Raw genomic sequence first — 26,359 nt, forward strand, 5'->3', positions numbered from 1 at the left:
AGGGCGCTCGAAGGCCGCTGGAGATGCCGTCCGGATCGAGGCCCGCCTCGCGGCGCCGTCCGGCCGTCCTTACCCGTGGTCGACGCGCCTGGCCGGGGCAAGGGCGCTGACACAGGCTGATACGCGGCGTCCGACTGCTGGACCGGCGGCCGGGTCCCACGTCCGGACATGGGAGGATCGTGGGTAGGCGGGCCAGGGCCGCGCTGCCCCAGTTGTCGCTGGGACGTGTCCCGGGCCGTGCCGTCGCAGGCCCAGGCGCGAGCAGGAGGAGCACCGTTGAGCAGGTTGCGTTGGCTGACGGCGGGGGAGTCGCACGGACCCGCACTGGTGGCGACGCTGGAGGGTCTTCCCGCCGGTGTGCCGATCACCACGGACATGGTGGCGGACCACCTTGCCCGTCGGCGTCTCGGCTACGGACGCGGTGCGCGGATGAAGTTCGAGCGCGACGAGGTGACCTTCCTCGGCGGCGTGCGCCACGGGCTGACGATGGGCTCGCCGGTCGCGGTCATGGTGGGCAACACCGAGTGGCCGAAGTGGGAGAAGGTCATGGCGGCCGACCCCGTCGACCCCGACGAGCTGGCCGCGCTCGCCCGTAACGCGCCGCTGACCCGGCCCCGCCCGGGCCACGCCGACCTGGCGGGCATGCAGAAGTACGCCCTGGACGAGGCCCGTCCGATCCTGGAGCGCGCCAGCGCCCGGGAGACCGCCGCCCGCGTCGCGCTCGGCGCCGTCGCCCGCTCCTACCTCAAGGAGACGGCCGGTATCGAGATCGTCTCGCACGTGGTGGAGCTGGCCGCGGCCAAGGCTCCGTACGGCGTCGTCCCGACCCCGGCCGACGTGGAGAAGCTGGACGCCGACCCGGTCCGCTGCCTGGACGCGGACGCGTCGAAGGCGATGGTCGCGGAGATCGACCAGGCCCACAAGGACGGCGACACCCTCGGCGGCGTCGTCGAGGTGCTCGCTTACGACGTTCCGGTCGGCCTCGGCTCGCACGTCCACTGGGACCGGCGCCTCGACGCACGGCTCGCGGCCGCGCTCATGGGCATCCAGGCCATCAAGGGCGTCGAGGTCGGCGACGGCTTCGGCCTGGCCCGCGTACCGGGATCCAAGGCCCACGACGAGATCGTGCCCACCGCGGACGGGCTGCGTCGCTCCACGGGCCGCTCGGGCGGCACCGAGGGGGGCATGTCCACCGGTGAGCTGCTGCGGGTGCGCGCGGCCATGAAGCCGATCGCGACCGTCCCGCGTGCGCTGGCCACCGTCGACGTCGCCACCGGCGAGGTCGCGGCCGCCCACCACCAGCGCTCCGACGTCTGCGCCGTGCCCGCCGCGGGCATCGTCGCCGAGGCGATGGTGGCGCTGGTGCTCGCCGACGCGGTGGCGGAGAAGTTCGGCGGCGACAGCGTGAGCGAGACCCGCCGCAACGTGCGCTCCTACCTCGACAACCTGCACATCCGGTGAGCGCCCCGCTGATCGTCCTGGTCGGGCCCATGGGCTCCGGCAAGTCCACCGTCGGCGCGCTGCTCGCCGAGCAGCTGGGCGTGGCCTACCGGGACACCGACGCCGACATCGTCGCGTCCGAGGGACGGGAGATCTCGGACCTCTTCGTCGACGAGGGCGAGCCCTACTTCCGTGAACTGGAGCGCGCGGCCGTACGGGACGCGGTCGCCGCCCACACCGGCGTGCTCTCCCTCGGCGGCGGCGCCGTCCTCGACGACTCGACCCGCGAACTGCTCGCGGGCCTGCCCGTCGTCTACCTCTCGATGGAGGTGGAGGAGGCGGTCCGGCGCGTGGGCCTGAACCAGGCCCGGCCGCTCCTCGCCGTCAACCCCCGCAAGCAGTGGCGCGAGCTGATGGACGCCCGCCGTCATCTGTACACCGAGGTGGCCCGCGTGGTCGTGGCCACCGACGAACGCACCCCCGAAGAGGTCGCCGAGGCGGTCCTCGACGCTTTGGAGCTGAAGGACGTATGACCGATCAGTCCGTGACCCGAATCCAGGTCGGCGGTACGGAAGGCTCCGACCCGTACGAGGTCCTGGTGGGCCGTCAGCTGCTCGGTGAGCTCCCCGCGCTGATCGGGCGGGCGCAGCGCGTGGCCGTCCTGCACCCCGAGGCGCTCGCCGAGACGGGTGAGGCCATCCGCGAGGATCTGGCGTCCCAGGGCTACGAGGCCATCGCGATCCAGCTGCCGAACGCCGAGGAGTCCAAGACCGTCGAGGTCGCCGCGTACTGCTGGAAGGCCCTCGGGCAGACCGGCTTCACCCGCAGCGACGTCGTCATCGGTGTCGGCGGTGGCGCCACCACCGACCTCGCGGGCTTCGTCGCGGCGACCTGGCTGCGCGGGGTGCGCTGGATCGCGCTGCCGACCACGGTGCTCGGCATGGTCGACGCGGCGGTCGGCGGCAAGACCGGCATCAACACCGCCGAGGGCAAGAACCTCGTGGGTGCCTTCCACCCGCCGGCCGGCGTCCTGTGCGACCTGGCCGCGCTCGACTCGCTGCCGGTCAACGACTACGTCAGCGGCCTGGCGGAGATCATCAAGGCCGGCTTCATCGCCGACCCGGTGATCCTGGAGCTCATCGAGGCCGACCCGGAGGGCGCGCGCTCGCCCGCCGGACAGCATGCCGCCGAGCTCATCGAACGGTCGATCCGGGTCAAGGCCGAGGTCGTCTCCAACGACCTCAAGGAGTCGGGTCTGCGCGAGATCCTCAACTACGGCCACACCCTCGCCCACGCCATCGAGAAGAACGAGCGCTACAAGTGGCGCCACGGCGCCGCGGTCTCGGTCGGCATGGTCTTCGCCGCCGAACTGGGCCGGCTGGCCGGGCGGCTCGACGACGCGACCGCCGACCGTCACCGCGCGGTCCTCGAGTCCGTGGGACTGCCGCTGACCTACCGCGGCGACCAGTGGCCGAAGCTCCTGGAGACCATGAAGGTCGACAAGAAGTCCCGCGGCAACCTGCTGCGCTTCATCGTCCTCGACGGTCTCGCCAAGCCGACCGTGCTGGAGGGTCCGGACCCGGCGGTGCTGCTCGCCGCGTACGGCGAGGTGTCCGCGTGACCCGCCGGGTGCTGGTGCTCAACGGGCCCAACCTCGGACGCCTCGGTTCCCGCGAGCCCGACGTCTACGGCGCCACGTCCTACGCCGGACTGGTGGAGGCCTGCCAGACGCTCGGCAAGGAACTCGGCTTCGACGTCGACGTGCGGGAGACGAACGACGAGGGCGAGATGATCCGCTGGCTGCACGAAGCGGCGGACGGTTCGATTCCGGTCGTTCTCAACCCCGGTGCCTTCACCCACTACTCGTACGGCATGCGGGACGCCGCGGCGCAGCGCACCGCCCCGCTGATCGAGGTGCACATCTCGAACCCCTACGCACGCGAGGCATTTCGGCACACAACGGTGGTGGCCGCCGTCGCCAGCGGTACGGTCGCGGGCTTCGGCATCGGCTCCTACCGGCTCGCTCTGCGCGCGCTGGCGGAGGAAATCGCGGGCTGAACAGGGCACTTCGGACCGGTTCCGGCCGTTCACCCAATGGCGGCCGGGACTTCGGGAACGTACTCCGGCGCCGCCGCGGGGTACGGTTCGGTAGCAACGGCGGCCGAGCTGCCGCCTGGTCAGCGACAGTCGCACGAGACGGAGTGGCACCGGATGCAGCACGCAGTGGGGGGTCCGCTGCCGCCCCACCGACCGGGGCACGGACCGGCCGGATGGACACACAGCGCCCAGCACCCCGGGCCGCCGCCGGGCCCTCCCCCCGGGCACCCGGTCGCACCGCCGCAGGGCCCGCCGCCCGCCGGTCAGGCTCCCCGCCGGCAGTCCGCACACCCCGGACCGCCGCCCCCGCACACCGGGCAGCCCTCGCAGGGCTGGACTGGACCGGGGCCCCAGCATCCCTCCGCGGCGCCGCCGTCCCGCGACACCACCGGGCACGTCCCGCTGCCGCCCGGCGGACCGGTTCCCATACCCGCGCCCCCGCAGAACGACAGCGGCACCGGCACGGCCACTCTCGCCGTCCTGCTGATCGGCCCCGCCGGAGCGGGCAAGACGACCGTGGCCCGCCACTGGGCCACCAGCCGGCGCGTGCCCACGGCGCACATCAGCCTGGACGACGTCCGCGAGTGGGTCTGCACGGGATTCGCCGACCCGCAGTCCGGGTGGAACGACAGCTCCGAGGCCCAGTACCGGCTCGCTCGCCGCACCTGTGGCTTCGCCGCCCGCAACTTCCTGGCCAACGGCATCTCCTGCATCCTCGACGACGCCGTCTTCCCCGACCGCCCGGTCGTCGGCCTCGGAGGCTGGAAGCGGCACGTCGGCCCCGGCCTGCTGCCCGTCGTGCTGCTCCCCGGCCTCGAGGTCGTGCTGGAGCGCAACGCCGAGCGGAGGGGGAACCGGCGGCTCTCCGACGAGGAGGTGGCGAGCATCCACGGCCGGATGGCCGGCTGGTACGGCTCGGGCCTGCCGATCATCGACAACTCCAAGTACGACGTGGAGACCACCGCCCGGGTCCTCGACGAGGTCCTCGCCCGCTCCATCGCGAGCCCGCCGGCCTGGTAACCGCCCGCCACGCGCCCCCGGTCGGACGCGCTGACCGGGCCGCCTCGCGTCCGCGCTCGTAGGCTCGGAGCATGTCAGAGGTGTATGGCGTCCGCCGCAGCCGGCTGCGCGACCGGTGCGCGGCCACCGGCAGCGACGGGGCCCTGGTCTCGCGTCCCGCGAACGTCCGCTATCTCGCGGGCGGAGCGCCTCCCGGGGCCGTTCTCCTGCTGGGCAGGGCCGAGGACGTCCTGCTCTGCCCCCGTGCGCTCACCGGCGATCCCGCCGACGGCCGCCCGGACGAACGGCTGCGGCTGACCGTCCTGCCCACCTCCGCGGGTGACCCCGCGGTCGCCGCCGCCGAGCTCGCCCGGACGGAGGGCGTCGAATCCCTCGCCGTCGAGGAGCACCACCTGACGGTCGTCCGCCATCGCGCGCTGCGCTCGGTGGCGCCCCGACTGCGCATCGCCGATCTGGGCCTCGCGGTCGAGCACCTGCGCATCGTCAAGGACGAGGAGGAGATCGCCTGTCTGCGCATCGCGGCGGAGATCACCGACCAGGCGCTGGGCGAACTGCTGGAATCGATCCTCGTGGGGCGCACCGAGCGGCATCTCGCCCTCGAACTGGAGCGGCGGCTCGTGGACCACGGTGCCGACGGTCCCGCCTTCGCCACCTCGGTCGCGACCGGCCCCAACTCCGGCCGTGGCGGTCACCGCCCCACCGACCGCAGGGTCGAGGAGGGTGATTTCCTCTCCGTCTGCGTCGGTGCCAATTACCGTGGGTACCGCTGCGAGATCGGCCGCACCTTCGTGATCGGCACCTCGCCCGCGGACTGGCAGATCGAGCTGTACGACGTCGTCTTCGCCGCTCAGCGGGCCGCTCGGGAGTCCCTCCTGCCCGGCGCCGCGTACCGCGAGGTCGACCAGGCGGCCCGGCAGATCCTCAACGCCGCGGGCCACGGAGAGGGCCTCGCACAGCTCACCGGGCACGGTGTGGGGCTCGAAATCGAGGAGGACCCGAGGCTGGGCCCTGCGGCCATGGGTAAACTGGACGCTTGTGTGCCGGTCACCGTCGAACCGGGGGTCCACGTCCCCGGCCGGGGAGGTGTCCGGATCGATGACACGCTCGTCGTGCGCCAGGAGGCGGACGGCGGACCCGAGCTACTCACCATCACGACCAAGGAACTGCTCGCGCTCTAGCCTCGCGGCGGCGCGTTTCCTCGGTCGTCCACCAGCGTCAGTCCAGGAGATTCCGCAACCGTGGCTTCCACGAACGACCTCAAGAACGGCATGGTGCTCAAGCTCGACGGAGGCCAGCTCTGGTCCGTCGTCGAGTTCCAGCACGTCAAGCCCGGCAAGGGCCCTGCCTTCGTGCGCACCAAGCTCAAGAACGTGCTCTCCGGCAAGGTCGTCGACAAGACGTTCAACGCCGGCGTGAAGGTCGAGACGGCCACCGTCGACCGCCGCGACATGCAGTTCTCGTACATGGACGGCGAGTACTTCGTGTTCATGGACATGCAGACCTACGACCAGCTCATGGTCGACCGCAAGGCTGTCGGCGATTCCGCCAACTACCTGATCGAGGGCTTCACGGCCAGCGTCGCCCAGCACGAGGGCGAGGTGCTCTACGTCGAGCTGCCCGCCGCCGTCGAGCTGGTCATCCAGGAGACCGAGCCGGGCGTCCAGGGCGACCGTTCCACCGGCGGCACCAAGCCCGCCACCCTCGAGACGGGCTTCACCATCCAGGTCCCGCTCTTCATCACCACCGGTGAGAAGATCAAGGTCGACACCCGTTCCGGCGACTACCTCGGCCGGGTGAACAGCTAACCGTGGCTGCTCGCAACAAGGCCCGTAAGCGCGCCTTCCAGATCCTCTTCGAGGCCGACCAGCGCGGGGCGTCCGTGCAGACGGTCCTCGCGGACTGGGTCCGGCACGCACGGTCCGACGACCGGCAGCCGCCCGTCGGTGAGTACACCATGGACCTGGTCGAGGGGTACGCGGAGTACGCGGACCGGATCGACGACCTCATCGCCACGTACGCCGTCGGCTGGACGATCGACCGCATGCCGGTCGTCGACCGGAACATCCTGCGGCTCGGTGCGTACGAGCTGGTGTGGGTGGACGAGACCCCGGACGCGGTGGTGATCGACGAGGCGGTGCAGCTCGCCAAGGAGTTCTCCACCGATGAGTCGCCTGCGTTCGTGAACGGCCTGCTGGGCCGCTTCAAGGACCTCAAGCCGAGCCTGCGGCGCTCCTAGGCCGTGCCCCGGTAGGCGGGACGGTTTCACCGGGCCCGGGACGGAAGACGTACGGTCTTCCGTCCCGGGCCCGGTGCGTGTCCGGGCTGTCCGTGTCCGGGCTGTCCGTGCCCGCTGTCGCCGTACCCGCCCTCCCGGCGCGTCGAGACCGCAGCCGAACGGGTGTCCTGACGGGGCGACAGCAGCCTGCCGCAGCCCAAGCGTTGGCCAAAGCTCGGGGCCGGTCCGGGCCGCCCGGCACTCCGGGACCGAGCCGGATCCGACGTTCGGTCGGCCCCGCGGACCGGGAGCGGAACGTCAAACCGGGAGCGCGGCGGGGGCCCGGGCCGGGCCCTGGAGAAAACGTCGGAGGGCGAACCCGCGTACGACGGGTTCGCCCTCCGATGTGACGTTTCTCCTGAAGTGGGATCAGCCCTCTTCGTGGGTCACGGCACGGCGTGCATCCGCGTCCAGGACGCCCCAGCTGATCAGCTGCTCGGTCAGGACCGACGGCGACTGGTCGTAGATGACCGCCAGCGTGCGCAGGTCGTCCTGGCGGATCGACAGCACCTTGCCGTTGTAGTCGCCGCGCTGGGACTGGATCGTCGCTGCGTAACGTTGCAGCGGGCCCGCCTTCTCCTGCGGGACGTGAGCAAGGCGCTCCAGATCCAGTACGAGCTTCGGCGGCGGCTCGGCGGCTCCGCCGGGCGTGGTGCCGGGAAGCAGTTCCTGGACGGGAACCCCGTAGAAGTCGGCCAGCTCGGCGAGGCGCTGCACGGTCACGGCGCGGTCGCCGCGCTCGTAGGACCCGACCACGACGGCCTTCCAGCGGCCCTGGGACTTCTCTTCCACGCCGTGGAGGGACAGCCCCTGCTGTGTGCGGATGGCGCGGAGCTTGGCCCCGAGCTGCTTTGCGTATTCGCTGGACATATAGCTCCCCGGACGAAGTCTGGTAACTCACTGTGAGGTTACGCAGCGTTACTTGGATGCGTCAAGCCGAATGGGGCCGGACCGGTTGTTGACAGGGGCCCGATCAACCGTCCCGCAAGGCCCTGATACGGTGGGTGGCGCAAATCCGACGTCCTTTAAGGTCCGTCCCGTGAGGCGGAGAAGGAGGTCCGTTTCTTATGGACGCCAGCAGCTCCGATGTGGCACGCCCCGTTCTCGAGGCGCCCGACATCGCGCGGGTTCTGACCCGCATCGCCCACGAGATCGTCGAACGCGCCAAGGGCGCCGACGACGTGGTTCTTCTGGGCATTCCGACCCGTGGTGTGTTCCTCGCCCGCCGGCTCGCCGACAAGCTTGAGGAGATCACCGGCCGCACGATGCCGGTCGGCTCGCTCGACATCACCATGTACCGCGACGACCTGCGGATGCGGCCCGCCCGCACGCTGGCTCGCACCGACATCCCCGGTGACGGGGTGGACGGCCGTCTCGTCGTCCTCGTCGACGACGTGCTCTTCTCCGGCCGCACCATCCGCGCCGCCCTCGACGCGCTCGGCGACATCGGCCGCCCGCGCGCCGTGCAGCTGGCGGTCCTGGTCGACCGCGGCCACCGCGAGCTGCCCATTCGCGCCGACTACGTCGGCAAGAACCTCCCCACGTCGTTGCGGGAGACGGTCAAGGTCCTGCTCGCCGAGGAGGACGGTCGCGACACCGTGCTCCTCGGTGTCCGCGAGGCCGCCCCGGCCGGCGAGCAGTAGCGCTTCCTCCGTACGGCCCAGGTGCCGTACGGAAGCCTCCGCACGCCCGCAAGTCCACCGTGCCCCGCCCGGGTCACCCCGCCGGCACACCGACCGCCACACACCGGAGCACACCCAGATGAAGCGCCACCTCATCTCGGCCGCCGACCTCACCCGTGACGACGCCGTCCTGATCCTCGACACCGCCGAGGAGATGGCCCGGGTCGCGGACCGGCCGATCAAGAAGCTGCCCACCCTGCGCGGACGCACCGTCGTCAATCTCTTCTTCGAGGACTCGACCCGCACCCGGATCTCCTTCGAGGCCGCCGCCAAGCGGCTCTCCGCCGACGTCATCAACTTCTCCGCCAAGGGGTCGTCGGTCTCCAAGGGCGAATCGCTCAAGGACACCGCCCTGACCCTGGAGGCGATGGGCGCCGACGCCGTCGTCATCCGCCACCACGCCTCCGGCGCCCCCTACCGGCTGGCGAACTCCGGCTGGATCGACGGAGCCGTCGTCAACGCGGGCGACGGAACGCACGAGCACCCCACCCAGGCCCTCCTGGACGCCTTCACGATGCGCCGCCGCCTCGTCGGGCGCGACGCCGGGCTCGGCCGCGACCTGGCAGGGCGCCGCATCACCGTCGTCGGTGACGTGCTGCACAGCCGCGTCGCCCGCTCCAACGTCCTGCTGCTGAACACCCTGGGCGCCGAGGTCACCCTGGTCGCCCCGCCGACGCTCGTCCCGATCGGCGTCGAGAACTGGCCGTGCCAGGTGTCGTACAGCCTCGACGAGGTGCTGCCCAAGTCCGACGCCGTGATGATGCTGCGGGTGCAGCGCGAGCGGATGAACGCCGCGTTCTTCCCCACCGAGCGCGAGTACTCGCGCCGCTACGGCCTGGACGGCGACCGCATGGCGCGGATGCCGGAGCACGCCATCGTCATGCACCCCGGCCCGATGAACCGCGGCATGGAGATCACCGCCGAGGTCGCCGACTCCGACCGCTGCACCGCCGTCGAGCAGGTCGCCAACGGCGTCTCGATCCGGATGGCCGTCCTGTACCTCCTGCTGGGCGGCAACGAGCCCGCCGTCAGCCCCGCCCACGCCCGTACCGAGGAGAGCAAGTAACCATGAGCAAGATCCTTATCCGTGGCGCGAAGGTGCTGGGCGGCGAGCCGCAGGACGTCCTGATCGACGGCGAGACCATCGCGGCCGTCGGCGCCGGCCTGAGCGCCGACGGCGCGACCGTGATCGAGGCCGAGGGCAGGATCCTGCTGCCGGGTCTCGTCGACCTGCACACCCATCTGCGCGAGCCCGGCCGTGAGGACTCCGAGACCGTTCTGACCGGTACCAAGGCCGCCGCCGTCGGCGGCTTCACCGCCGTCCACGCCATGGCCAACACCTTCCCCGTGGCCGACACCGCCGGCGTCGTCGAGCAGGTCTGGCGGCTCGGCAAGGAGTCCGGCTACTGCGACGTCCAGCCGGTCGGCGCCGTCACCGTGGGCCTGGAGGGCAAGCAGCTGGCGGAGCTCGGCGCGATGCACGACTCCGCCGCCGGCGTGAAGGTCTTCTCCGACGACGGCAAGTGCGTCGACGACGCGGTGATCATGCGCCGTGCGCTGGAGTACGTGAAGGCCTTCGACGGCGTCGTCGCCCAGCACGCGCAGGAGCCCCGCCTCACCGAGGGCGCCCAGATGAACGAGGGCATCGTCTCCGCCGAGCTCGGACTCGGCGGCTGGCCCGCCGTCGCCGAGGAGTCGATCATCGCCCGCGATGTCCTCCTCGCCGCCCACGTCGGCTCCCGGGTGCACATTTGCCACCTCTCGACCGCGGGCTCCGTGGAGATCGTCCGCTGGGCCAAGTCCAAGGGCTGGGACGTCACCGCCGAGGTCACCCCGCACCACCTGCTGCTCACCGACGACCTGGTGCGCACCTACAACCCCGTCTACAAGGTCAACCCGCCGCTGCGCACCGAGGCCGACGTGATGGCCCTGCGCGAGGCGCTCGCCGACGGCACCATCGACTGCGTCGCCACCGACCACGCCCCGCACCCGCACGAGGACAAGGACTGTGAGTGGGGCGCGGCGGCCATGGGCATGGTCGGCCTGGAGACCGCGCTCTCCGTCGTCCAGGAGACGATGATCGAGACCGGCCTGACCGACTGGGCGGTTGTCGCCGACCGGATGTCCTTCCGGCCCGCGAAGATCGGCCGTCTGCAGGGCCACGGACGCCCCGTCTCGGCAGGTGAGCCCGCGAACCTCACGCTCGTCGATCCGGCATACCGTGGACCGGTGGACCCCACGGGCTTCGCGTCCCGCAGCCGCAACACGCCGTACGAGGGCCGTGAGCTGCCGGGACGCGTCACCCACACCTTCCTGCGGGGCCGCGCCACGGTCGTCGACGGGAAGCTCGCGTGACAACTCATCTCCACACCGCCGCCGCGAAGCAGTCCGCGGAGGTCACCGACTGGGCGGCCCGCGCGGGCTGGGTCGTCGGGCTGCTGCTCTTCATCGCCTTCGTCTACTGGCTGATGCGCCAGGGCTGGAAGTGGCGGGGCACCCTGCAGTCCGGTCTGCCGGAGCTCCCCACCGCGCCGGACGCGCCCGGAGAGGCGAAGCTGACCATGACGGGCCGCTACCACGGCTCGACCACGGCCGGTCAGTGGCTCGACCGCATCGTGGCGCATGGTCTGGGCGCCCGCAGCCGCGTGGAGCTCACCCTGACCGACGCGGGACTGGATGTCGTACGCCCCGGCGCCGCCGACTTCTTCGTCCCCGCGGCACAGCTGCGCGAGGCACGGCTCGACAAGGGGATCGCCGGGAAGGTGCTCACCGAGGGCGGGCTGCTGATCGTCACCTGGCAGCACGGCGAGACGCTCATCGACTCGGGCTTCCGCTCGGACCACGCGGCGGAGCACACCGCCTGGGTCGAGGCCGTCAACTCCATGAACACGCACATCACGACGGAAGGCACCGCACGATGACGACCTCCACCAGGGGAACCGCGAAGGTTCCCGCCGTACTCGTCCTGGAGGACGGCCGGATCTTCCGCGGCCGCGCCTACGGGGCCGTGGGGGAGACCTTCGGCGAGGCGGTGTTCAACACCGGTATGACCGGTTACCAGGAGACGCTGACCGACCCCTCGTACCACCGCCAGGTCGTCGTGATGACCGCCCCGCACGTCGGCAACACCGGCGTCAACGACGAGGACGACGAGTCCCGCAAGATCTGGGTCGCCGGATACGTCGTCCGCGACCCCGCCCGGGTCCGCTCCAACTGGCGCTCGCGTCGCACCCTCGACGACGAGCTCGCCGCCCAGGGCATCGTCGGCATCAGCGACATCGACACCCGCGCCCTCACCCGCCATCTGCGCGAGCGCGGCGCGATGCGCGTCGGCATCTTCTCCGGGGAGGGCCTCGCCGACGACGGGACGCTGCTCACCCGTGTCCGGCAGGCCCCCGAGATGACCGGCGCCGACCTGTCCGCCCAGGTGGCCACCACCGACGCGTACGTCGTCCCCGCCATCGGCACCAAGCGCTTCACCGTGGTCGCTCTCGACCTCGGCATCAAGGGCATGACCCCGCACCGGATGGCCGAGCGCGGCATCGAGGTGCACGTCCTGCCCGCCACGGCCACGGTCGACGAGGTGTACGCGGTCCGCCCCGACGGCGTCTTCCTCTCCAACGGCCCCGGCGACCCCGCCACCGCCGACCTGACCGTCGTCAAGGCGGTCCTGGAGCGCAGCACCCCGCTGTTCGGCATCTGCTTCGGCAACCAGCTCCTCGGCCGCTCGCTCGGCTTCGGCACCTACAAACTGAAGTACGGCCACCGCGGCATCAACCAGCCCGTCCAGGACCGCTCCACGGGCAAGGTCGAGGTCACCGCGCACAACCACGGCTTCGCCGTCGACGCCCCGCTCGACCAGATCTCCGAGACGCCCTACGGGCGCGCCGAGGTCTCCCACGTCTGTCTCAACGACAACGTGGTGGAGGGCCTGCGGCTGCTCGACCGGCCGGCATTCAGCGTCCAGTACCACCCCGAGGCGGCCGCGGGTCCGCACGACGCCGCGTACCTCTTCGACCGCTTCGTATCCCTGATGGAGGGCCAGCGTGCCTAAGCGCTCCGACATCCAGTCCGTTCTGGTCATCGGCTCCGGCCCGATCGTCATCGGCCAGGCCGCGGAGTTCGACTACTCCGGCACCCAGGCCTGCCGCGTCCTCAAGTCCGAGGGCCTGCGCGTCATCCTGGTGAACTCCAACCCGGCGACGATCATGACCGACCCGGAGATCGCCGACGCCACCTACGTCGAGCCCATCACCCCCGAGTTCGTCGAGAAGATCATCGCCAAGGAGCGGCCCGACGCGCTGCTGCCCACCCTCGGCGGTCAGACCGCGCTCAACACCGCGATCTCCATGCACGAGCAGGGAGTGTTGGAGAAGTACGGCGTCGAGCTGATCGGCGCCAACGTCGAGGCGATCAACAAGGGCGAGGACCGTGACCTCTTCAAGGAGGTCGTCGAGGCCGTCCGGGGGAAGATCGGCCACGGCGAGTCCGCCCGCTCCGTCATCTGCCACTCCATGGACGACGTGATCAAGGGCGTCGACATCCTCGGCGGCTACCCCGTCGTCGTCCGCCCCTCCTTCACCATGGGCGGCGCGGGCTCCGGCTTCGCCCACGACGAGGGCGAGCTGCGCCGTATCGCCGGCCAGGGACTGACGCTCTCGCCGACCACCGAGGTGCTCCTGGAGGAGTCCATCCTCGGCTGGAAGGAGTACGAGCTGGAGCTGATGCGCGACAAGAACGACAACGTCGTGGTCGTGTGCTCCATCGAGAACTTCGACCCCATGGGCGTGCACACCGGTGACTCGATCACCGTCGCACCCGCGATGACCCTCACCGACCGCGAGTACCAGCGGCTTCGCGACATCGGCATCGCGATCATCCGCGAGGTGGGCGTCGACACCGGCGGCTGCAACATCCAGTTCGCCGTCAACCCCGACGACGGCCGGATCATCGTCATCGAGATGAACCCCCGGGTCTCGCGGTCATCGGCGCTGGCGTCGAAGGCGACCGGTTTCCCCATCGCCAAAATCGCGGCCCGGCTCGCCGTCGGCTACACCCTCGACGAGATCCCGAACGACATCACCGAGAAGACCCCGGCGTCCTTCGAGCCCACGCTCGACTACGTCGTCGTGAAGGTGCCCCGCTTCGCCTTCGAGAAGTTCCCCTCCGCCGACGCCACCCTGACCACCACCATGAAGTCGGTGGGCGAGGCCATGGCCATCGGACGGAACTTCACCGAGGCCCTGCAGAAGGCCCTGCGGTCCCTGGAGAAGAAGGGCTCGCAGTTCGCCTTCACCGGCGAGCCCGGTGACAAGGACGAGCTGCTGCGCGTCGCCGCAACCCCGACCGACGGCCGCATCAACACCGTCATGCAGACGATCCGCGCGGGTGCCACCCCCGAGGAGGTCTTCGAGGCGACGAAGATCGACCCGTGGTTCGTCGACCAGCTGTTCCTGATCAAGGAGCACGCCGACGAGCTGGCCGCCGCGGACAAGCTCGGCCCGGAGCTCCTCACCGAGGCCAAGCGGCACGGCTTCTCCGACGCCCAGATCGCGGAGATCCGCGGCCTGCGCGAGGACGTCGTGCGCGAGGTCCGGCACGCGCTGGGCGTCCGCCCGGTCTACAAGACCGTCGACACCTGCGCCGCCGAGTTCGCCGCGAAGACCCCGTACTTCTACTCCTCGTACGACGAGGAGACCGAGGTCGCCCCGCGCGAGAAGCCCGCCGTGATCATCCTCGGCTCCGGTCCGAACCGCATCGGCCAGGGCATCGAGTTCGACTACTCCTGCGTCCACGCCTCCTTCGCGCTCAGCGAGGCCGGCTACGAGACCGTGATGGTCAACTGCAACCCCGAGACGGTCTCCACCGACTACGACACCTCCGACCGGCTCTACTTCGAGCCGCTCACCCTGGAGGACGTATTGGAGATCGTGCACGCCGAGACGCTCGCCGGCCCCATCGCGGGCGTCGTCGTCCAGCTCGGCGGCCAGACCCCGCTGGGCTTGGCCCAGGCGCTCAAGGACAACGGCGTGCCCGTCGTCGGCACCTCACCGGAGGCGATCCACGCCGCCGAGGACCGCGGCGCCTTCGGTCGCGTCCTGAAGGAGGCCGGCCTCCCCGCGCCCAAGCACGGCACCGCGACCACCTTCGCCGAGGCCAAGGCCATCGCCGACGAGATCGGCTACCCGGTCCTGGTGCGCCCGTCATACGTGCTCGGCGGCCGTGGCATGGAGATCGTGTACGAGGAGAGCCGCCTCGAGACGTACATCGCCGAGTCCACCGAGATCAGCCCCACCCGGCCGGTCCTGGTCGACCGCTTCCTCGACGACGCCATCGAGATCGACGTCGACGCCCTCTACGACGGCACCGAGCTCTACCTCGGCGGCGTCATGGAACACATCGAGGAGGCCGGTATCCACTCCGGCGACTCGGCGTGCGCGCTGCCCCCGATCACGCTCGGCGGCTTCGACATCAAGCGGCTGCGCGCCTCGACCGAGGCGATCGCCCGGGGCGTCGGCGTACGCGGACTGATCAACATCCAGTTCGCCCTGGCCGGCGACATCCTGTACGTCCTGGAGGCCAACCCGCGCGCCTCCCGCACCGTCCCCTTCACCTCGAAGGCGACCGCGGTGCCGCTGGCGAAGGCCGCGGCCCGTATCTCGCTGGGCGCGACCATCGCCGAACTGCGCGGCGAGGGCCTGCTCCCGGCCCGCGGCGACGGTGGCACGCTCCCCATGGACGCGCCGATCTCGGTCAAGGAGGCCGTGATGCCCTGGTCGCGCTTCCGCGACATCCACGGCCGCGGCGTCGACACCGTCCTCGGCCCGGAGATGCGCTCCACCGGCGAGGTCATGGGCATCGACACCGTCTTCGGCACGGCCTACGCCAAGTCGCAGGCCGGTGCGTACGGTCCGCTGCCCACCAAGGGCCGCGCGTTCATCTCCGTCGCCAACCGCGACAAGCGGTCGATGATCTTCCCGGCCCGTGAGCTCGTCGCGCACGGATTCGAGCTGCTGGCCACCTCCGGCACGGCCGAGGTGCTCAAGCGCAACGGCATCAACGCCACGATCGTGCGCAAGCACTCCGAGGGCGAGGGGGTGAACGGCGAGAAGACCATCGTCCAGCTGATCCACGACGGACAGGTCGACCTCATCGTCAACACGCCCTACGGCACGGGCGGCCGTCTCGACGGCTACGACATCCGGACGGCAGCGGTGGCGCGCAGCGTGCCGTGTCTGACGACGGTCCAGGCGCTCGCCGCCGCCGTCCAGGGCATCGACGCGCTCAACCGCGGCGACGTGGGCGTCCGTTCCCTCCAGGAACACGCCGAGCATCTGATCGCGGCCCGCGACTAGCCACCCACGAGGGGGACACCAGACGGTGTCCCCCTCTTCATGAGGCCCCCGAGGACATCACCATGTACACGTTCTTCTTCCGTCTCGTCTTCCGGCGGATGGACCCGGAGCAGGCGCACCACCTGGCCTTCCGCTGGATCCGGCTGGCAGCCCGCGTCCCCGTCCTGCGGACCTTCGTCGCCGCCGTGCTCGCGCCGCGCTACCAGGAGCTGCGCACCGAGGCGCTCGGACTGCGCATGCACGGCCCGTTCGGGCTCGCGGCGGGGTTCGACAAGAACGCCGTCGCCATCGACGGCATGTCGATGCTCGGCTTCGACCACATCGAGATCGGCACGGTCACGGCCCTGGCCCAGCCGGGCAACCCCGCAAAGCGCCTGTTCCGGCTCGTACCGGACCGCGCCCTGATCAACCGGATGGGGTTCAACAACGAGGGCTCGGCCGCCGTCGCCGAACGGCTCGCCGCGCGGAAGGCCGTCTTCCGGACCACCGTGGGCGTCAACATCGGCAAGACCAAGGCCGTCCCCGAGGAGGAGGCCGTCGGCGACTACGTGACGTCCACCGAGCGCCTGGCCCGGCACGCCGACTACCTCGTCGTGAACGTCTCCTCGCCGAACACCCCCGGCCTGCGCAATCTCCAGGCCACCGAGTCGCTGCGCCCGCTGCTGACCGCCGTGCGCGAGGCCGCCGACCGCACCGTCACCGACCGCCGCGTCCCGCTGCTCGTCAAGATCGCACCGGATCTTGCGGACGAGGACGTCGACGCCGTGGCCGACCTCGCGGTGGAACTCGGCCTCGACGGCATCATCGCCACCAACACCACCATCGCCCGCGAGGGCCTCGGGCTCACCTCCGACCCTGCCCTGGTCAAGGAGACCGGCGGACTGTCCGGGGCTCCGGTCAAGGCGCGCTCGCTGGAGGTGCTGCGACGGCTGTACGCGCGCGTCGGCGACCGGATCACCCTGGTCGGAGTCGGCGGCATCGAGAACGCCGAGGACGCCTGGCAGCGCATCCTCGCCGGTGCCACGCTCGTCCAGGGCTACAGCGCCTTCATCTACGAGGGCCCGCTGTGGAGCCGCGCGATCCACAAGGGCCTGGCCGCCCGCCTGGCCACCAGCCCCTACGCCACCCTCGCCGAGGCCGTCGGCGCCGACACCCGAAAGGCGAACGCATGAGCCCTCTGGAACCCTTCGGTACCCGGCTGCGGACCGCGATGGACGAGCGCGGTCCGCTGTGCGTCGGCATCGACCCGCATGCGTCGCTGCTGAGCGAGTGGGGACTCGGCGACGACATCGCGGGCCTGGAGCGCTTCACCCGCACGGTCGTCGAGGCGCTGGGCGAGCACGTCGCCGTCTTCAAGCCGCAGAGCGCCTTCTTCGAGCGCTTCGGCTCCCGGGGCATCGCCGTTCTGGAACGCGCGGTGGTGGATCTGCGCTCTGCAGGCGCGCTGGTCGTGATGGACGCCAAGCGCGGCGACATCGGCTCCACCATGGCCGCGTACGCGGAGACCTTCCTGCGCAAGGACGCGCCCCTGTTCTCCGACGCGCTGACCGTGTCCCCGTATCTCGGCTACGGCTCACTGAAGCCGGCCGTCGATCTCGCCCGGGAGAGCGGGACCGGACTGTTCGTCCTCGCCCTCACGTCCAACCCGGAGGGCGCGGAGGTCCAGCGCGCGGTGCGCGAGGACGGCCGCAGCATCGGCGCGACGATGCTCGCCCACCTGGCAGCCGAGAACGCCGGGCAGAGCCCGATGGGGTCGTTCGGGGCGGTGGTGGGCGCGACGCTCGGCGATCTGTCGTCGTTCGACCTCGCGGTCAACGGTCCGCTGCTGGCCCCCGGGATCGGCGCCCAGGGAGCGACGGCCGCCGATCTGCCGAAGGTCTTCGGCGCCGCGGTGCGCAATGTCGTGCCCAACGTGAGCCGGGGCGTGCTGCGGCACGGACCCGACCCCGCGGCGCTGCGCGCGTCGGCCGAACGCTTCGCGGACGAGGTCCGTTCGGCGGTTTCGGGGGTTTAGAACCGCTCCGGCGCGTCGACCTGCGGCCTCGTCGCAACTCCGTCCGCGGCTTGTTGACCGAGTCTTTGGCCGAAATCAGGGGTGATATGTCCGAAAAGTCCTGGTCGATCGATGCTGACCAGGACTTTTCCGCTGTTCTCGCTGACTGGAGCGGTGATGGCCGCTAGTCTCCGTCGAAGAGCGAACGTGCAGTGCGCTGCTCGTTGCTCGCCTGGTGTGGGGCGACTAGGTTCCTCACCGGTCCGTATCCGACAGTTCGACATCCGAGGTGACGTAGGCGTGGCTCTTCCGCCCCTTACCCCTGAACAGCGCGCAGCCGCGCTCGAAAAGGCCGCCGCGGCTCGCCGGGAGCGGGCCGAGGTCAAAAATCGACTCAAGCACTCCGGCGCCTCCCTCCACGAGGTCATCAAGCAGGGCCAGGAGAACGACGTCATCGGCAAGATGAAGGTCTCCGCCCTGCTCGAGTCCCTGCCCGGCGTCGGCAAGGTCCGCGCCAAGCAGATCATGGAGCGGCTCGGCATCTCCGAGAGCCGCCGTGTGCGCGGTCTCGGCTCCAACCAGATCGCCTCTCTCGAGCGCGAGTTCGGCGGCGGTGCCGCCTGACGTTTCCGGGCACCCCCGGGAACCTGGATAATCGCTGCATGGCAGCAGAGGTACGTCCGCGGCTGACCGTGCTCTCCGGCCCCTCCGGGGTCGGTAAGAGCACGGTCGTCGCGCATATGCGCAAGGTCCACCCCGAGGTCTGGCTCTCGGTGTCGGCGACCACCAGAAAGCCGCGCCCCGGCGAGCGTCACGGCGTTCAGTATTTCTTCGTCTCCGACGAGGAATTCGACAAGCTGATCGCCAACGGTGAGCTGCTCGAATGGGCCGAGTTCGCGGGCAACCGCTACGGCACGCCGCGCCATGCCGTGCACGACCGCCTGGAGGCGGGCGAGCCCGTGCTGCTGGAGATCGACCTCCAGGGTGCCAGGCAGGTGAAGGAGTCCATGCCGGACTCCCAGCTGGTCTTTCTCGCCCCGCCCAGCTGGGACGAGCTGGTCCGCCGTCTCACCGGCCGCGGTACGGAGTCGACCGAGGTGATCGAGCGCCGGCTGACGGTCGCGAAGGTCGAGCTGGCCGCCGAGTCGGAGTTCGACACCACACTGGTCAACACCTCCGTCGAAGACGTCTCGCGCGAGCTGCTAGCCTTGATGGCGGTGTCTTCTTCGGATTCCGGGGAGTGAGTTCCGGATCCCAGCACCGTTTTCGCTTTTTCCCATCTGTCGGAAGGTAGAGCGTGTCCTCTTCCATTTCCACGCCCGAGGGCATCATCAACCCGCCGATCGACGAGCTGCTCGAGGCCACGGACTCGAAGTACAGCCTCGTGATCTACGCGGCCAAGCGCGCGCGTCAGATCAACGCGTACTACTCGCAGCTCGGCGAAGGCCTGCTCGAGTACGTCGGTCCGCTCGTTGACACCCACGTCCACGAGAAGCCGCTCTCGATCGCCCTGCGCGAGATCAACGCGGGTCTGCTGACCTCCGAGGCCATTGAGGGTCCGGCCCAGTAAGGCGTAGCGGTACTTTCATCACAGGCCCGGCGGAACATCCGCCGGGCCTGTGGTGTGTCATGGGAGGGAAGCGAGCCGAGTGCGGGGAGACACAGTGGACAAGCCGAAGGTCGTTCTTGGGGTCAGCGGTGGCATCGCCGCGTACAAGGCGTGCGAGCTGCTGCGGAGGCTGACCGAATCCGGCCACGACGTGCGCGTGGTGCCGACCGCGTCCGCACTGCACTTCGTCGGCGCGGCGACCTGGTCGGCGCTGTCCGGTCACCCCGTCTCGACCGAGGTCTGGTCCGACGTCCACGAGGTCCCGCACGTCCGCATCGGCCAGGGAGCCGACCTCGTCGTGGTGGCGCCCGCGACCGCCGACATGCTGGCCAAGGCCGCGCACGGGATCGCCGACGACCTCCTCACCAACACCCTGCTCACCGCCCGCTGTCCTGTGGTCTTCGCCCCCGCCATGCACACGGAGATGTGGGAGCACCCGGCGACCCAGGAGAACGTGGCGACGCTCCGGCGCCGCGGCGCCGTGGTCGTCGAGCCCGCGGTGGGCCGGCTCACCGGCGTCGACACCGGCAAGGGCCGGCTGCCCGATCCGGGCGAGATCTTCGAGGTGTGCCGCCGGGTTCTCGCCCGCGGCGCGGCCGAGCCGGACCTGGCCGGGCACCATGTCGTCGTCAGCGCCGGCGGCACGCGCGAGCCGCTCGACCCGGTGCGGTACCTGGGCAACCGCTCCTCCGGCAAGCAGGGGTACGCCCTCGCCCGTACGGCCGCGGCCCGTGGTGCCCGGGTCACGCTCATCGAGGCCAACACCGGTATGCCCGACCCCGCGGGATGCGACGTCGTCCACGTCGGCACGGCCGTGCAGCTGCGGGAGGCCGTGCTCAAGGCTGCGGCGGACGCCGACGCGGTCGTGATGGCCGCCGCGGTGGCCGATTTCCGGCCGGCCGCCTACGCCTCCGGGAAGATCAAGAAGAAGGACGGGCAGGAGCCCGCGCCCGTCGCACTGGTCCGCAACCCCGACATCCTCGCCGAGATCAGCCACGAACGGGCCCGGGCCGATCAGGTGATCGTCGGCTTCGCGGCCGAGACCGACGACGTCCTCGCCAACGGCCGCGACAAGCTCCGCCGCAAGGGCTGCGACCTGCTCGTGGTCAACGAGGTCGGCGAGCGCAAGACCTTCGGCTCGGAGGAGAACGAGGCGGTGGTCCTCACCGCGGACGGCGGCGAGACACCCGTGCCGTACGGGCCCAAGGAGGCCCTCGCGGACATCGTCTGGGACCTGGTGGCCCCCAGGCTCGGGTGAATTCTTGATGGCGGATCGGCAGCTGGGCGAAAATCGGCCAAACCAGGCGTACCGGCGGTGAAATCCGGCCCTCCTGCCCTTCCGGCACCCCTCCGCCGCAGGTGAGAGTGGTCCCATCGGACTCCCACGGAGCGAGACAGGTGGACTGCCGGAGGAGGTCGACGGATAAACTGCCCATGGAACGTCGCGGGGCGCAGCCCCCTGCCGGTCCGCCAATGATCAGCCAGCAGCCGCTGCAACCCCAGGGAGCGATGTGTCCCGCCGCCTCTTCACCTCGGAGTCCGTGACCGAGGGTCACCCCGACAAGATCGCTGACCAGATCAGCGACACCATCCTCGACGCACTGCTGCGCGAGGACCCGACGTCCCGCGTCGCCGTGGAGACCCTGATCACCACCGGCCTGGTGCACGTCGCCGGCGAGGTGACCACCAAGGCCTACGCCGACATCCCCACGCTGGTGCGCAACAAGATCCTCGAGATCGGTTACGACTCCTCGAAGAAGGGCTTCGACGGCGCGTCCTGCGGAGTCTCGGTCTCCATCGGCGCGCAGTCGCCGGACATCGCGCAGGGCGTCGACACGGCGTACGAGAAGCGGGTCGAGGGTGCCGCCACGGGTGAGGAAGGAGACGAGCTCGACAAGCAGGGCGCCGGCGACCAGGGCCTGATGTTCGGCTACGCCTGCGACGAGACGCCCGAGCTCATGCCGCTGCCGATCCACCTGGCGCACCGGCTCTCCCGCCGTCTGTCCGAGGTCCGCAAGAACGGGACGATCCCGTACCTGCGCCCCGACGGAAAGACCCAGGTCACCATCGAGTACGACGGCGACAAGGCGGTCCGTCTGGACACCGTCGTCGTCTCCTCGCAGCACGCGTCGGACATCGACCTGGACTCGCTGCTCGCTCCCGACATCCGGGAGTTCGTGGTCGAGCACGTGCTGAAGCAGCTCGTCGAGGACGGCATCAAGCTCGACACCGACGGCTACCGCCTGCTGGTCAACCCGACCGGCCGCTTCGAGATCGGCGGCCCGATGGGCGACGCCGGCCTCACCGGTCGCAAGATCATCATCGACACCTACGGCGGCATGGCCCGCCACGGCGGAGGTGCCTTCTCCGGCAAGGACCCGTCCAAGGTCGACCGCTCGGCCGCCTACGCGATGCGCTGGGTCGCGAAGAACGTCGTGGCCGCCGGCCTCGCCGCCCGCTGCGAGGTCCAGGTCGCGTACGCGATCGGCAAGGCCGAGCCCGTCGGACTCTTCGTCGAGACCTTCGGCACCTCGACCGTCGACGTCGAGAAGATCGAGCAGTCCATCGCGGAGGTATTCGACCTCCGTCCGGCCGCGATCATCCGCGACCTGGAGCTGCTGCGACCGATCTACGCGCAGACGGCCGCGTACGGCCACTTCGGCCGCGAGCTCGCGGACTTCACCTGGGAGCGCACGGACCGTGTGGACGCGCTGCGTACGGCGGCGGGCCTGTAGCCCTCGTATCTCCCGTACGGCCCGAGGCCCGGCACCCCCTTCAGGGGGCGCCGGGCCTCGGCCGTGTGCCGGGCACGCAGCACGGCCCCGGCCCGCTGTCGGTGGCATCTGGTAGGAATTTGGCTGTGAGCAGCGACAACGAGCAGCCCGACGAGCCCGCCGCCGGTGGGCCGGAGCAGCTTGCGCTCATCCGGGAGACCGTCCGCAAGGCCAAGGTGCCCAAGGCCAAACCGCGGACCTGGCGGGGGGCCGCGCTCGCCCGGGAGCTGCCCGTGGCGCGGGTGATGGTCAACAAAGGCGTGCTGCACCTCGACCAGTACTTCGACTACCTCGTGCCCGAGGAGCTCGACGCCGACGCGCAGCCGGGGGTGCGGGTGCGGGTGCGCTTCGGCGCCGGGGCGCACCGGGTGCGCGACGGACGGCGCGAGGGCGGCGGTCTGATCGACGGCTTCCTGGTCGAGCGGCGTGCCGAGAGCGATTACGGCGGGGCGCTCGCCGCGCTCGCCTATGTCGTCTCGCCCGAGCCCGTGCTCGGCCCGCGGATGCTGGCCCTGGCGCGTGCGGTCGCCGACCGGTATGCGGGAAGCCTCGCGGACGTGCTCCAGCTCGCGATCCCGCCGAGGAACGGACGGGCGGAGTCCAAGCCGTCGCCCGAGCCGCTGCCCGCGCCGCCGGTCCCCGAGCCCGGCAGCTGGACGAGGTACGGCCGGGGGCCCGCGTTCCTGGAGGCGCTGGCGACGGGCGGGACGCCCCGGGCCGTGTGGACCGCGCTGCCCGGGCCCCGCTGGCCCGACGAGCTGGCACGCGCCGTCGCCGCCACCCTCGCCTCGGGCCGGGGCGCCCTGGTGGTCGTGCCGGACGGGCGGCGGGCGGCGCGGGTCGACGCCGCGCTCACCGAGCTGCTGGGTACCGGCCGGCATGCGCTGCTGACCGCCGAGTCCGGGCCCGAGAAGCGGTACCGCCAGTGGCTCGCCGTGCGCAGGGGCTCCGTGAAGGCCGTCGTCGGGACGCGGGCGGCGATGTTCGCCCCCGTGCAGGATCTCGGACTGGTCGCCGTCTGGGACGACGGGGACTCCAGCCACAGCGACGAGAACGCCCCCTTCCCGCACGTCCGTGAGGTGCTGGAACTCCGCGCCACCCACGAGGCCTGCGCGTTCCTGCTCGGCAGCACCAGCTGCACGGTGGAGGCCGCCCAGCTGGTGGAGAGCGGCTGGGCGCTGCCGCTGGCCGCCGACCGGGAGCAGGTGCGCGCCGCCGCGCCACTGGTCCGTACGGTCGGCGACCAGGACCTGGCACGGGACGAGGCCGCCCGGGCCGCGAGGCTGCCCAGCGTGGCCTGGCAGGCGGTGCGGGACGGGCTGAGGAGCGGCCCGGTGCTGGTGCAGGTGCCCCGGCGCGGCTATGCGCCCCGCCTCGCCTGCGAGCGATGCCGCACCCCGGCCCGGTGCCGGCACTGTTCGGGACCGCTCGAAGCACCGGACGCGCGCGATCTGACCTGCCGCTGGTGCGGGCGCGGTGCCACCGACTGGCACTGTGTGGCCTGCGGGGCCACGCGGCTGCGGGCGAGCGTCGTGGGCGCGCGGCGCACCGCCGAGGAACTCGGTCGGGCCTTCCCCGCGGTCCCGGTGCGCACCTCGGGACGCGACCATGTCCTGGACACCGTCCCGGCGCGGCCGGCGCTGGTCGTGAGCACCCCGGGTGCCGAGCCGGTCGCCGAGGGCGGATACGCGGCGGCGCTGTTGCTGGACGGCTGGGCGATGCTGGGGCGGCCCGATCTGCGCGCCGGCGAGGACGCGCTCAGACGCTGGATCGACGCGTCGTCCCTGGTGCGCGGCCAGAGCGAGGGCGGCACCGTGGTGGTTGTCGCCGAACCGACCCTGCGGCCCGTCCAGGCGCTCGTCCGCTGGGACCCCGTCGGCCATGCCCAGCGGGAACTCGCGGAGCGGGCCGAGCTCGGATTTCCGCCCGTGTCGCGGATGGCGGCCGTGGCCGGGAGGGCGGACGTCGTGGCCGCCTTCGTCGCCTCGGCCGAGCTCCCGCCCGACGTGGAGGTGCTGGGCCCGGTACCGCTGCCCGCCGCGGACCCGGGCAGGCCGCGGCGGCCGGGCAATCCGCCGGTGGGGGAGAGCTGGGAGCGGGCGTTGCTGCGCGTCCCGCCGGGCAGCGGGGCCGCGCTCGCGGCTGCCCTGAAGGCGGCTCAGGCCGCCCGGATGGCACGCGGGGGCGCGGACCAGGTCCGGATCAGAATCGACCCTCCGGACATCGGCTGAGGGCGTGCCCGGGCTGCGTGGCCCCCCTGCCGCCCGGGGCGTCCCGCCGCACCGCGGTGGTACGCGACGACAGACGGCTGCCCCCGTCCTCGCGGGCGGGGGCAGCAGCCGGGGCGGAGGGTCAGCCGTTGCGCGGGCCGGGGAAGGCGCTCGGGCGGGCCTCCTCCCGGAGGGATTGGCTGGTGGCCGTCGGCTGCGGCGGCATGGTGCGGGCGGCGGGCACCGCGGGCAGTCCCGGTGCCGGCATCCCCGGTGAGGGGATTCCCGGCGGCGGGAGTGTGCGCGTTGTGGTCTCCACGGCGTGGTCGCCGTCGACGGCCGCCTGCTGCGTGGCCCTGCGGGCGCCGTAACGGCGGTGGACGGCCTGCTTGGTGACCCCGAGCGCCGAACCGACCGCGTCCCACGAGAAGCCCAGCGAGCGGTCGAAGTCCACCGCCGCCGTCACCAGCGTCTCGACGCTGTCCCGCAGCTCCTGGGCGAGACGGACGGTGGGCGCCGGAGCCCTGCCGTAGACGACGAAGCCCGCGGAGGGGCCGGAGCGGCGGGGCCGGTAGACATTGCCCAGCTGTGCGGTGAGCGTGCGCAATGCGTCCACCTGCCGGCGGACCCGCTCGATGTCCCGCACCAACAGATGCAGACTTGCCCGGGCTTGGGCGTCGTGGGTTGCGTGGTCGGCCATTGGCAAGCCTCTCGAACCGGCGTTGAAAAGGGGGTGGGCCGCATCCTGGCGGCCCGTATCGGTCAATCTCTCTTGACCAACGCTCCAGCGGGCGATGTGGTCACGCCTCGGGGGCGTGGACGCATATGCGCGGGGCGCGCGGTGGTCCGTACGCCCCCTGCGCCACGGGCCCATAGACTGGTGTGCTGCTCGTCGACGCACGCGTCGCCGCCCCACCGCACCAGCCAGCCTGAGAGGCAGTCAGCCACCCATGAAGCTCGTCTTCGCAGGCACCCCCGAGGTCGCCGTACCCGCTCTGGACGCCCTGATCGCCTCCGGGCGGCACGAGGTGGCCGCCGTCGTCACCCGGCCGGACGCGCCCGCCGGACGCGGACGGCACCTGGTCGCCAGCCCGGTCGCGCAGCGGGCGGAAGAGGCCGGGATCGAGGTGCTCAAGCCGGCCAAGCCGCGGGACGAGGACTTCCTGGCCCGGCTGCGGGAGATCGCGCCCGACTGCTGCCCCGTCGTCGCGTACGGCGCGTTGCTGCCGAAGGTCGCCCTCGACGTGCCCGCACGTGGCTGGGTGAACCTCCACTTCTCGCTGCTCCCGGCCTGGCGCGGTGCCGCGCCGGTGCAGCACGCCCTGCTCGCCGGCGACGAAGTGACGGGCGCCGCCACCTTCCTGATCGAAGAGGGCCTCGACTCGGGCCCGGTCTACGGCGTGATCACCGAGCAGGTGCGGTCCACCGACACCAGCGGCGATCTGCTCACCCGGCTCGCGTTCGCCGGCGCCGGGCTGCTCTCGGCGACCATGGACGGCATCGAGGACGGCAGCCTGCACGCCGTGCCGCAGCCCGCCGAGGGCGTCTCGCTGGCGCCGAAGATCACCGTCGAGGACGCCCGCGTCGACTGGCGGGCCCCGGCGCTGCGGGTGGACCGCGTCGTCCGCGCCTGCACGCCCGCACCGGGCGCCTGGACGGAGTTCCGCGGCGAGCGGCTCAAGATCGTGAACGCGCATCCGGCCGCCGACCGCACGGACCTGGCGCCCGGTGAACTCGCGGCCGGCAAGAACAACGTCCACGTCGGCACCGGGTCCCACGCGGTCGAGCTGCTCTGGGTCCAGCCGCAGGGCAAGAAGCCGATGCGCGCAGCCGACTGGGCCCGCGGGGTGCGCATCGCCCCCGGTGAGCACGTCGGAGTCGCCGACGTAGGCTGAGGGGGTTGG

25 protein-coding genes are annotated in these 26,359 nt (G+C 71.4%); 23 read left to right on the forward strand and 2 right to left on the reverse strand.

Annotated features, from left to right (window positions below):
- The first annotated feature begins 276 nt into the window (after positions 1-276).
- From aroC to nusB, 8 genes are all read left to right on the forward strand, one after another.
- Positions 277-1,461, forward strand: a complete 1,185-nt coding sequence (gene aroC / locus ABTX78_RS25710; RefSeq protein WP_352209161.1) for a chorismate synthase — start codon at positions 277-279, stop codon at positions 1,459-1,461.
- Entirely contained in the window at positions 1,458-1,973 is a 516-nt protein-coding gene (locus tag ABTX78_RS25715; RefSeq protein ID WP_502993960.1) for a shikimate kinase, read from the forward strand. The genes aroC and ABTX78_RS25715 overlap by 4 nt, the downstream gene beginning before the upstream one ends.
- On the forward strand, positions 1,970-3,061 hold the full coding sequence (aroB, locus tag ABTX78_RS25720; protein WP_352209162.1) for a 3-dehydroquinate synthase: 1,092 nt from the start codon (positions 1,970-1,972) through the stop codon (positions 3,059-3,061). Before ABTX78_RS25715 ends, aroB begins: the two co-directional genes overlap by 4 nt.
- Entirely contained in the window at positions 3,058-3,498 is a 441-nt protein-coding gene (locus ABTX78_RS25725) for a type II 3-dehydroquinate dehydratase (RefSeq protein ID WP_352209163.1), read from the forward strand. Before aroB ends, ABTX78_RS25725 begins: the two co-directional genes overlap by 4 nt.
- A 153-nt stretch (positions 3,499-3,651) precedes the next feature.
- Entirely contained in the window at positions 3,652-4,557 is a 906-nt protein-coding gene (locus ABTX78_RS25730; protein WP_352209164.1) for a Pro-rich N-terminal domain-containing protein, read from the forward strand.
- 71 nt (positions 4,558-4,628) lie between these two features.
- Entirely contained in the window at positions 4,629-5,735 is a 1,107-nt protein-coding gene (locus ABTX78_RS25735; RefSeq protein WP_352209165.1) for an aminopeptidase P family protein, read from the forward strand.
- Positions 5,736-5,795: 60 nt separating this feature from the next.
- A complete protein-coding gene (gene efp / locus ABTX78_RS25740) occupies positions 5,796-6,362 on the forward strand; it encodes an elongation factor P (RefSeq protein ID WP_313947475.1) in 567 nt (188 codons plus the stop codon).
- Between the two features lie 2 nt (positions 6,363-6,364).
- Positions 6,365-6,793 carry a transcription antitermination factor NusB gene (nusB, locus tag ABTX78_RS25745; RefSeq protein ID WP_352209166.1) on the forward strand — a complete coding sequence of 143 codons (429 nt, stop codon included), beginning with the start codon at positions 6,365-6,367 and terminating at the stop codon, positions 6,791-6,793.
- A 408-nt stretch (positions 6,794-7,201) separates the two neighbouring features.
- Here nusB and bldD read toward each other — a convergent pair whose 3' ends face one another.
- Positions 7,202-7,702 (reverse strand): transcriptional regulator BldD, encoded by a 501-nt coding sequence (bldD, locus tag ABTX78_RS25750; protein ID WP_266489365.1) that lies wholly within the window; start codon positions 7,700-7,702, stop codon positions 7,202-7,204.
- 197 nt (positions 7,703-7,899) lie between these two features.
- Here bldD and pyrR point away from each other — a divergent pair, with 197 nt between their 5' ends.
- From pyrR to ABTX78_RS25820, 14 genes are all read left to right on the forward strand, one after another.
- Entirely contained in the window at positions 7,900-8,475 is a 576-nt protein-coding gene (pyrR, locus tag ABTX78_RS25755; RefSeq protein WP_313947477.1) for a bifunctional pyr operon transcriptional regulator/uracil phosphoribosyltransferase PyrR, read from the forward strand.
- Between the two features lie 118 nt (positions 8,476-8,593).
- Complete coding sequence (locus tag ABTX78_RS25760) at positions 8,594-9,580, forward strand: aspartate carbamoyltransferase catalytic subunit (RefSeq protein ID WP_352209167.1); 987 nt, start codon at positions 8,594-8,596, stop codon at positions 9,578-9,580.
- 2 nt (positions 9,581-9,582) lie between these two features.
- Positions 9,583-10,869, forward strand: coding sequence for a dihydroorotase (locus ABTX78_RS25765; protein WP_352209168.1), 1,287 nt, complete (start codon positions 9,583-9,585; stop codon positions 10,867-10,869).
- Positions 10,866-11,435, forward strand: a complete 570-nt coding sequence (locus ABTX78_RS25770; RefSeq protein ID WP_352209169.1) for a PH-like domain-containing protein — start codon at positions 10,866-10,868, stop codon at positions 11,433-11,435. Before ABTX78_RS25765 ends, ABTX78_RS25770 begins: the two co-directional genes overlap by 4 nt.
- Positions 11,432-12,568 carry a glutamine-hydrolyzing carbamoyl-phosphate synthase small subunit gene (gene carA / locus ABTX78_RS25775; RefSeq protein WP_352209170.1) on the forward strand — a complete coding sequence of 379 codons (1,137 nt, stop codon included), beginning with the start codon at positions 11,432-11,434 and terminating at the stop codon, positions 12,566-12,568. Before ABTX78_RS25770 ends, carA begins: the two co-directional genes overlap by 4 nt.
- Complete coding sequence (carB, locus tag ABTX78_RS25780; RefSeq protein ID WP_352209171.1) at positions 12,561-15,869, forward strand: carbamoyl-phosphate synthase large subunit; 3,309 nt, start codon at positions 12,561-12,563, stop codon at positions 15,867-15,869. Before carA ends, carB begins: the two co-directional genes overlap by 8 nt.
- 62 nt (positions 15,870-15,931) lie before the next feature.
- On the forward strand, positions 15,932-17,041 hold the full coding sequence (locus tag ABTX78_RS25785) for a quinone-dependent dihydroorotate dehydrogenase (protein ID WP_352209172.1): 1,110 nt from the start codon (positions 15,932-15,934) through the stop codon (positions 17,039-17,041).
- Positions 17,038-17,883: an orotidine-5'-phosphate decarboxylase gene (pyrF, locus tag ABTX78_RS25790; RefSeq protein WP_352209173.1), complete on the forward strand. Its 846-nt coding sequence runs from the start codon at positions 17,038-17,040 to the stop codon at positions 17,881-17,883. Before ABTX78_RS25785 ends, pyrF begins: the two co-directional genes overlap by 4 nt.
- A 279-nt stretch (positions 17,884-18,162) precedes the next feature.
- A complete protein-coding gene (locus ABTX78_RS25795) occupies positions 18,163-18,486 on the forward strand; it encodes an integration host factor (protein ID WP_005319887.1) in 324 nt (107 codons plus the stop codon).
- A gap of 38 nt (positions 18,487-18,524) precedes the next feature.
- Positions 18,525-19,106 carry a guanylate kinase gene (gene gmk, locus ABTX78_RS25800; protein WP_352209174.1) on the forward strand — a complete coding sequence of 194 codons (582 nt, stop codon included), beginning with the start codon at positions 18,525-18,527 and terminating at the stop codon, positions 19,104-19,106.
- 53 nt (positions 19,107-19,159) lie between these two features.
- Positions 19,160-19,432 carry a DNA-directed RNA polymerase subunit omega gene (rpoZ, locus tag ABTX78_RS25805; RefSeq protein WP_028814064.1) on the forward strand — a complete coding sequence of 91 codons (273 nt, stop codon included), beginning with the start codon at positions 19,160-19,162 and terminating at the stop codon, positions 19,430-19,432.
- Between the two features lie 94 nt (positions 19,433-19,526).
- Entirely contained in the window at positions 19,527-20,729 is a 1,203-nt protein-coding gene (coaBC, locus tag ABTX78_RS25810; RefSeq protein WP_352209175.1) for a bifunctional phosphopantothenoylcysteine decarboxylase/phosphopantothenate--cysteine ligase CoaBC, read from the forward strand.
- A 253-nt stretch (positions 20,730-20,982) separates the two neighbouring features.
- Positions 20,983-22,206 (forward strand): methionine adenosyltransferase, encoded by a 1,224-nt coding sequence (gene metK / locus ABTX78_RS25815; RefSeq protein WP_352209176.1) that lies wholly within the window; start codon positions 20,983-20,985, stop codon positions 22,204-22,206.
- Between the two features lie 125 nt (positions 22,207-22,331).
- Positions 22,332-24,476 (forward strand): primosomal protein N', encoded by a 2,145-nt coding sequence (locus tag ABTX78_RS25820; RefSeq protein ID WP_352209177.1) that lies wholly within the window; start codon positions 22,332-22,334, stop codon positions 24,474-24,476.
- Between the two features lie 121 nt (positions 24,477-24,597).
- Here the strand turns inward: ABTX78_RS25820 and ABTX78_RS25825 are convergent, their stop codons facing one another.
- The gene (locus ABTX78_RS25825; RefSeq protein WP_352209178.1) at positions 24,598-25,155 is read right to left on the reverse strand and encodes a hypothetical protein; all 558 of its coding nucleotides are present in this window, start codon (positions 25,153-25,155) and stop codon (positions 24,598-24,600) included.
- 250 nt (positions 25,156-25,405) lie between these two features.
- Between ABTX78_RS25825 and fmt the strand changes: the two genes are divergently transcribed.
- Positions 25,406-26,350 (forward strand): methionyl-tRNA formyltransferase, encoded by a 945-nt coding sequence (gene fmt / locus ABTX78_RS25830; RefSeq protein WP_352209179.1) that lies wholly within the window; start codon positions 25,406-25,408, stop codon positions 26,348-26,350.
- Positions 26,351-26,359 lie beyond the last annotated feature (9 nt).

It is taken from the genome of Streptomyces sp. NPDC096193, assembly GCF_040302905.1.
Lineage (GTDB): Bacteria > Actinomycetota > Actinomycetes > Streptomycetales > Streptomycetaceae > Streptomyces.

Coding starts and splice junctions, on each gene's coding strand:
- pyrR (WP_313947477.1), top strand. CDS start 7,900: ATGGACGCCAGCAGCTCCGATGTGGCACGCCCCGTTCTCGAGGCGCCC.
- fmt (WP_352209179.1), top strand. CDS start 25,406: ATGAAGCTCGTCTTCGCAGGCACCCCCGAGGTCGCCGTACCCGCTCTG.
- ABTX78_RS25765 (WP_352209168.1), top strand. CDS start 9,583: ATGAGCAAGATCCTTATCCGTGGCGCGAAGGTGCTGGGCGGCGAGCCG.
- ABTX78_RS25760 (WP_352209167.1), top strand. CDS start 8,594: ATGAAGCGCCACCTCATCTCGGCCGCCGACCTCACCCGTGACGACGCC.
- gmk (WP_352209174.1), top strand. CDS start 18,525: ATGGCAGCAGAGGTACGTCCGCGGCTGACCGTGCTCTCCGGCCCCTCC.
- ABTX78_RS25785 (WP_352209172.1), top strand. CDS start 15,932: ATGTACACGTTCTTCTTCCGTCTCGTCTTCCGGCGGATGGACCCGGAG.
- pyrF (WP_352209173.1), top strand. CDS start 17,038: ATGAGCCCTCTGGAACCCTTCGGTACCCGGCTGCGGACCGCGATGGAC.
- bldD (WP_266489365.1), bottom strand. CDS start 7,702: ATGTCCAGCGAATACGCAAAGCAGCTCGGGGCCAAGCTCCGCGCCATC.
- aroB (WP_352209162.1), top strand. CDS start 1,970: ATGACCGATCAGTCCGTGACCCGAATCCAGGTCGGCGGTACGGAAGGC.
- ABTX78_RS25735 (WP_352209165.1), top strand. CDS start 4,629: ATGTCAGAGGTGTATGGCGTCCGCCGCAGCCGGCTGCGCGACCGGTGC.
- ABTX78_RS25825 (WP_352209178.1), bottom strand. CDS start 25,155: ATGGCCGACCACGCAACCCACGACGCCCAAGCCCGGGCAAGTCTGCAT.
- ABTX78_RS25730 (WP_352209164.1), top strand. CDS start 3,652: ATGCAGCACGCAGTGGGGGGTCCGCTGCCGCCCCACCGACCGGGGCAC.
- carA (WP_352209170.1), top strand. CDS start 11,432: ATGACGACCTCCACCAGGGGAACCGCGAAGGTTCCCGCCGTACTCGTC.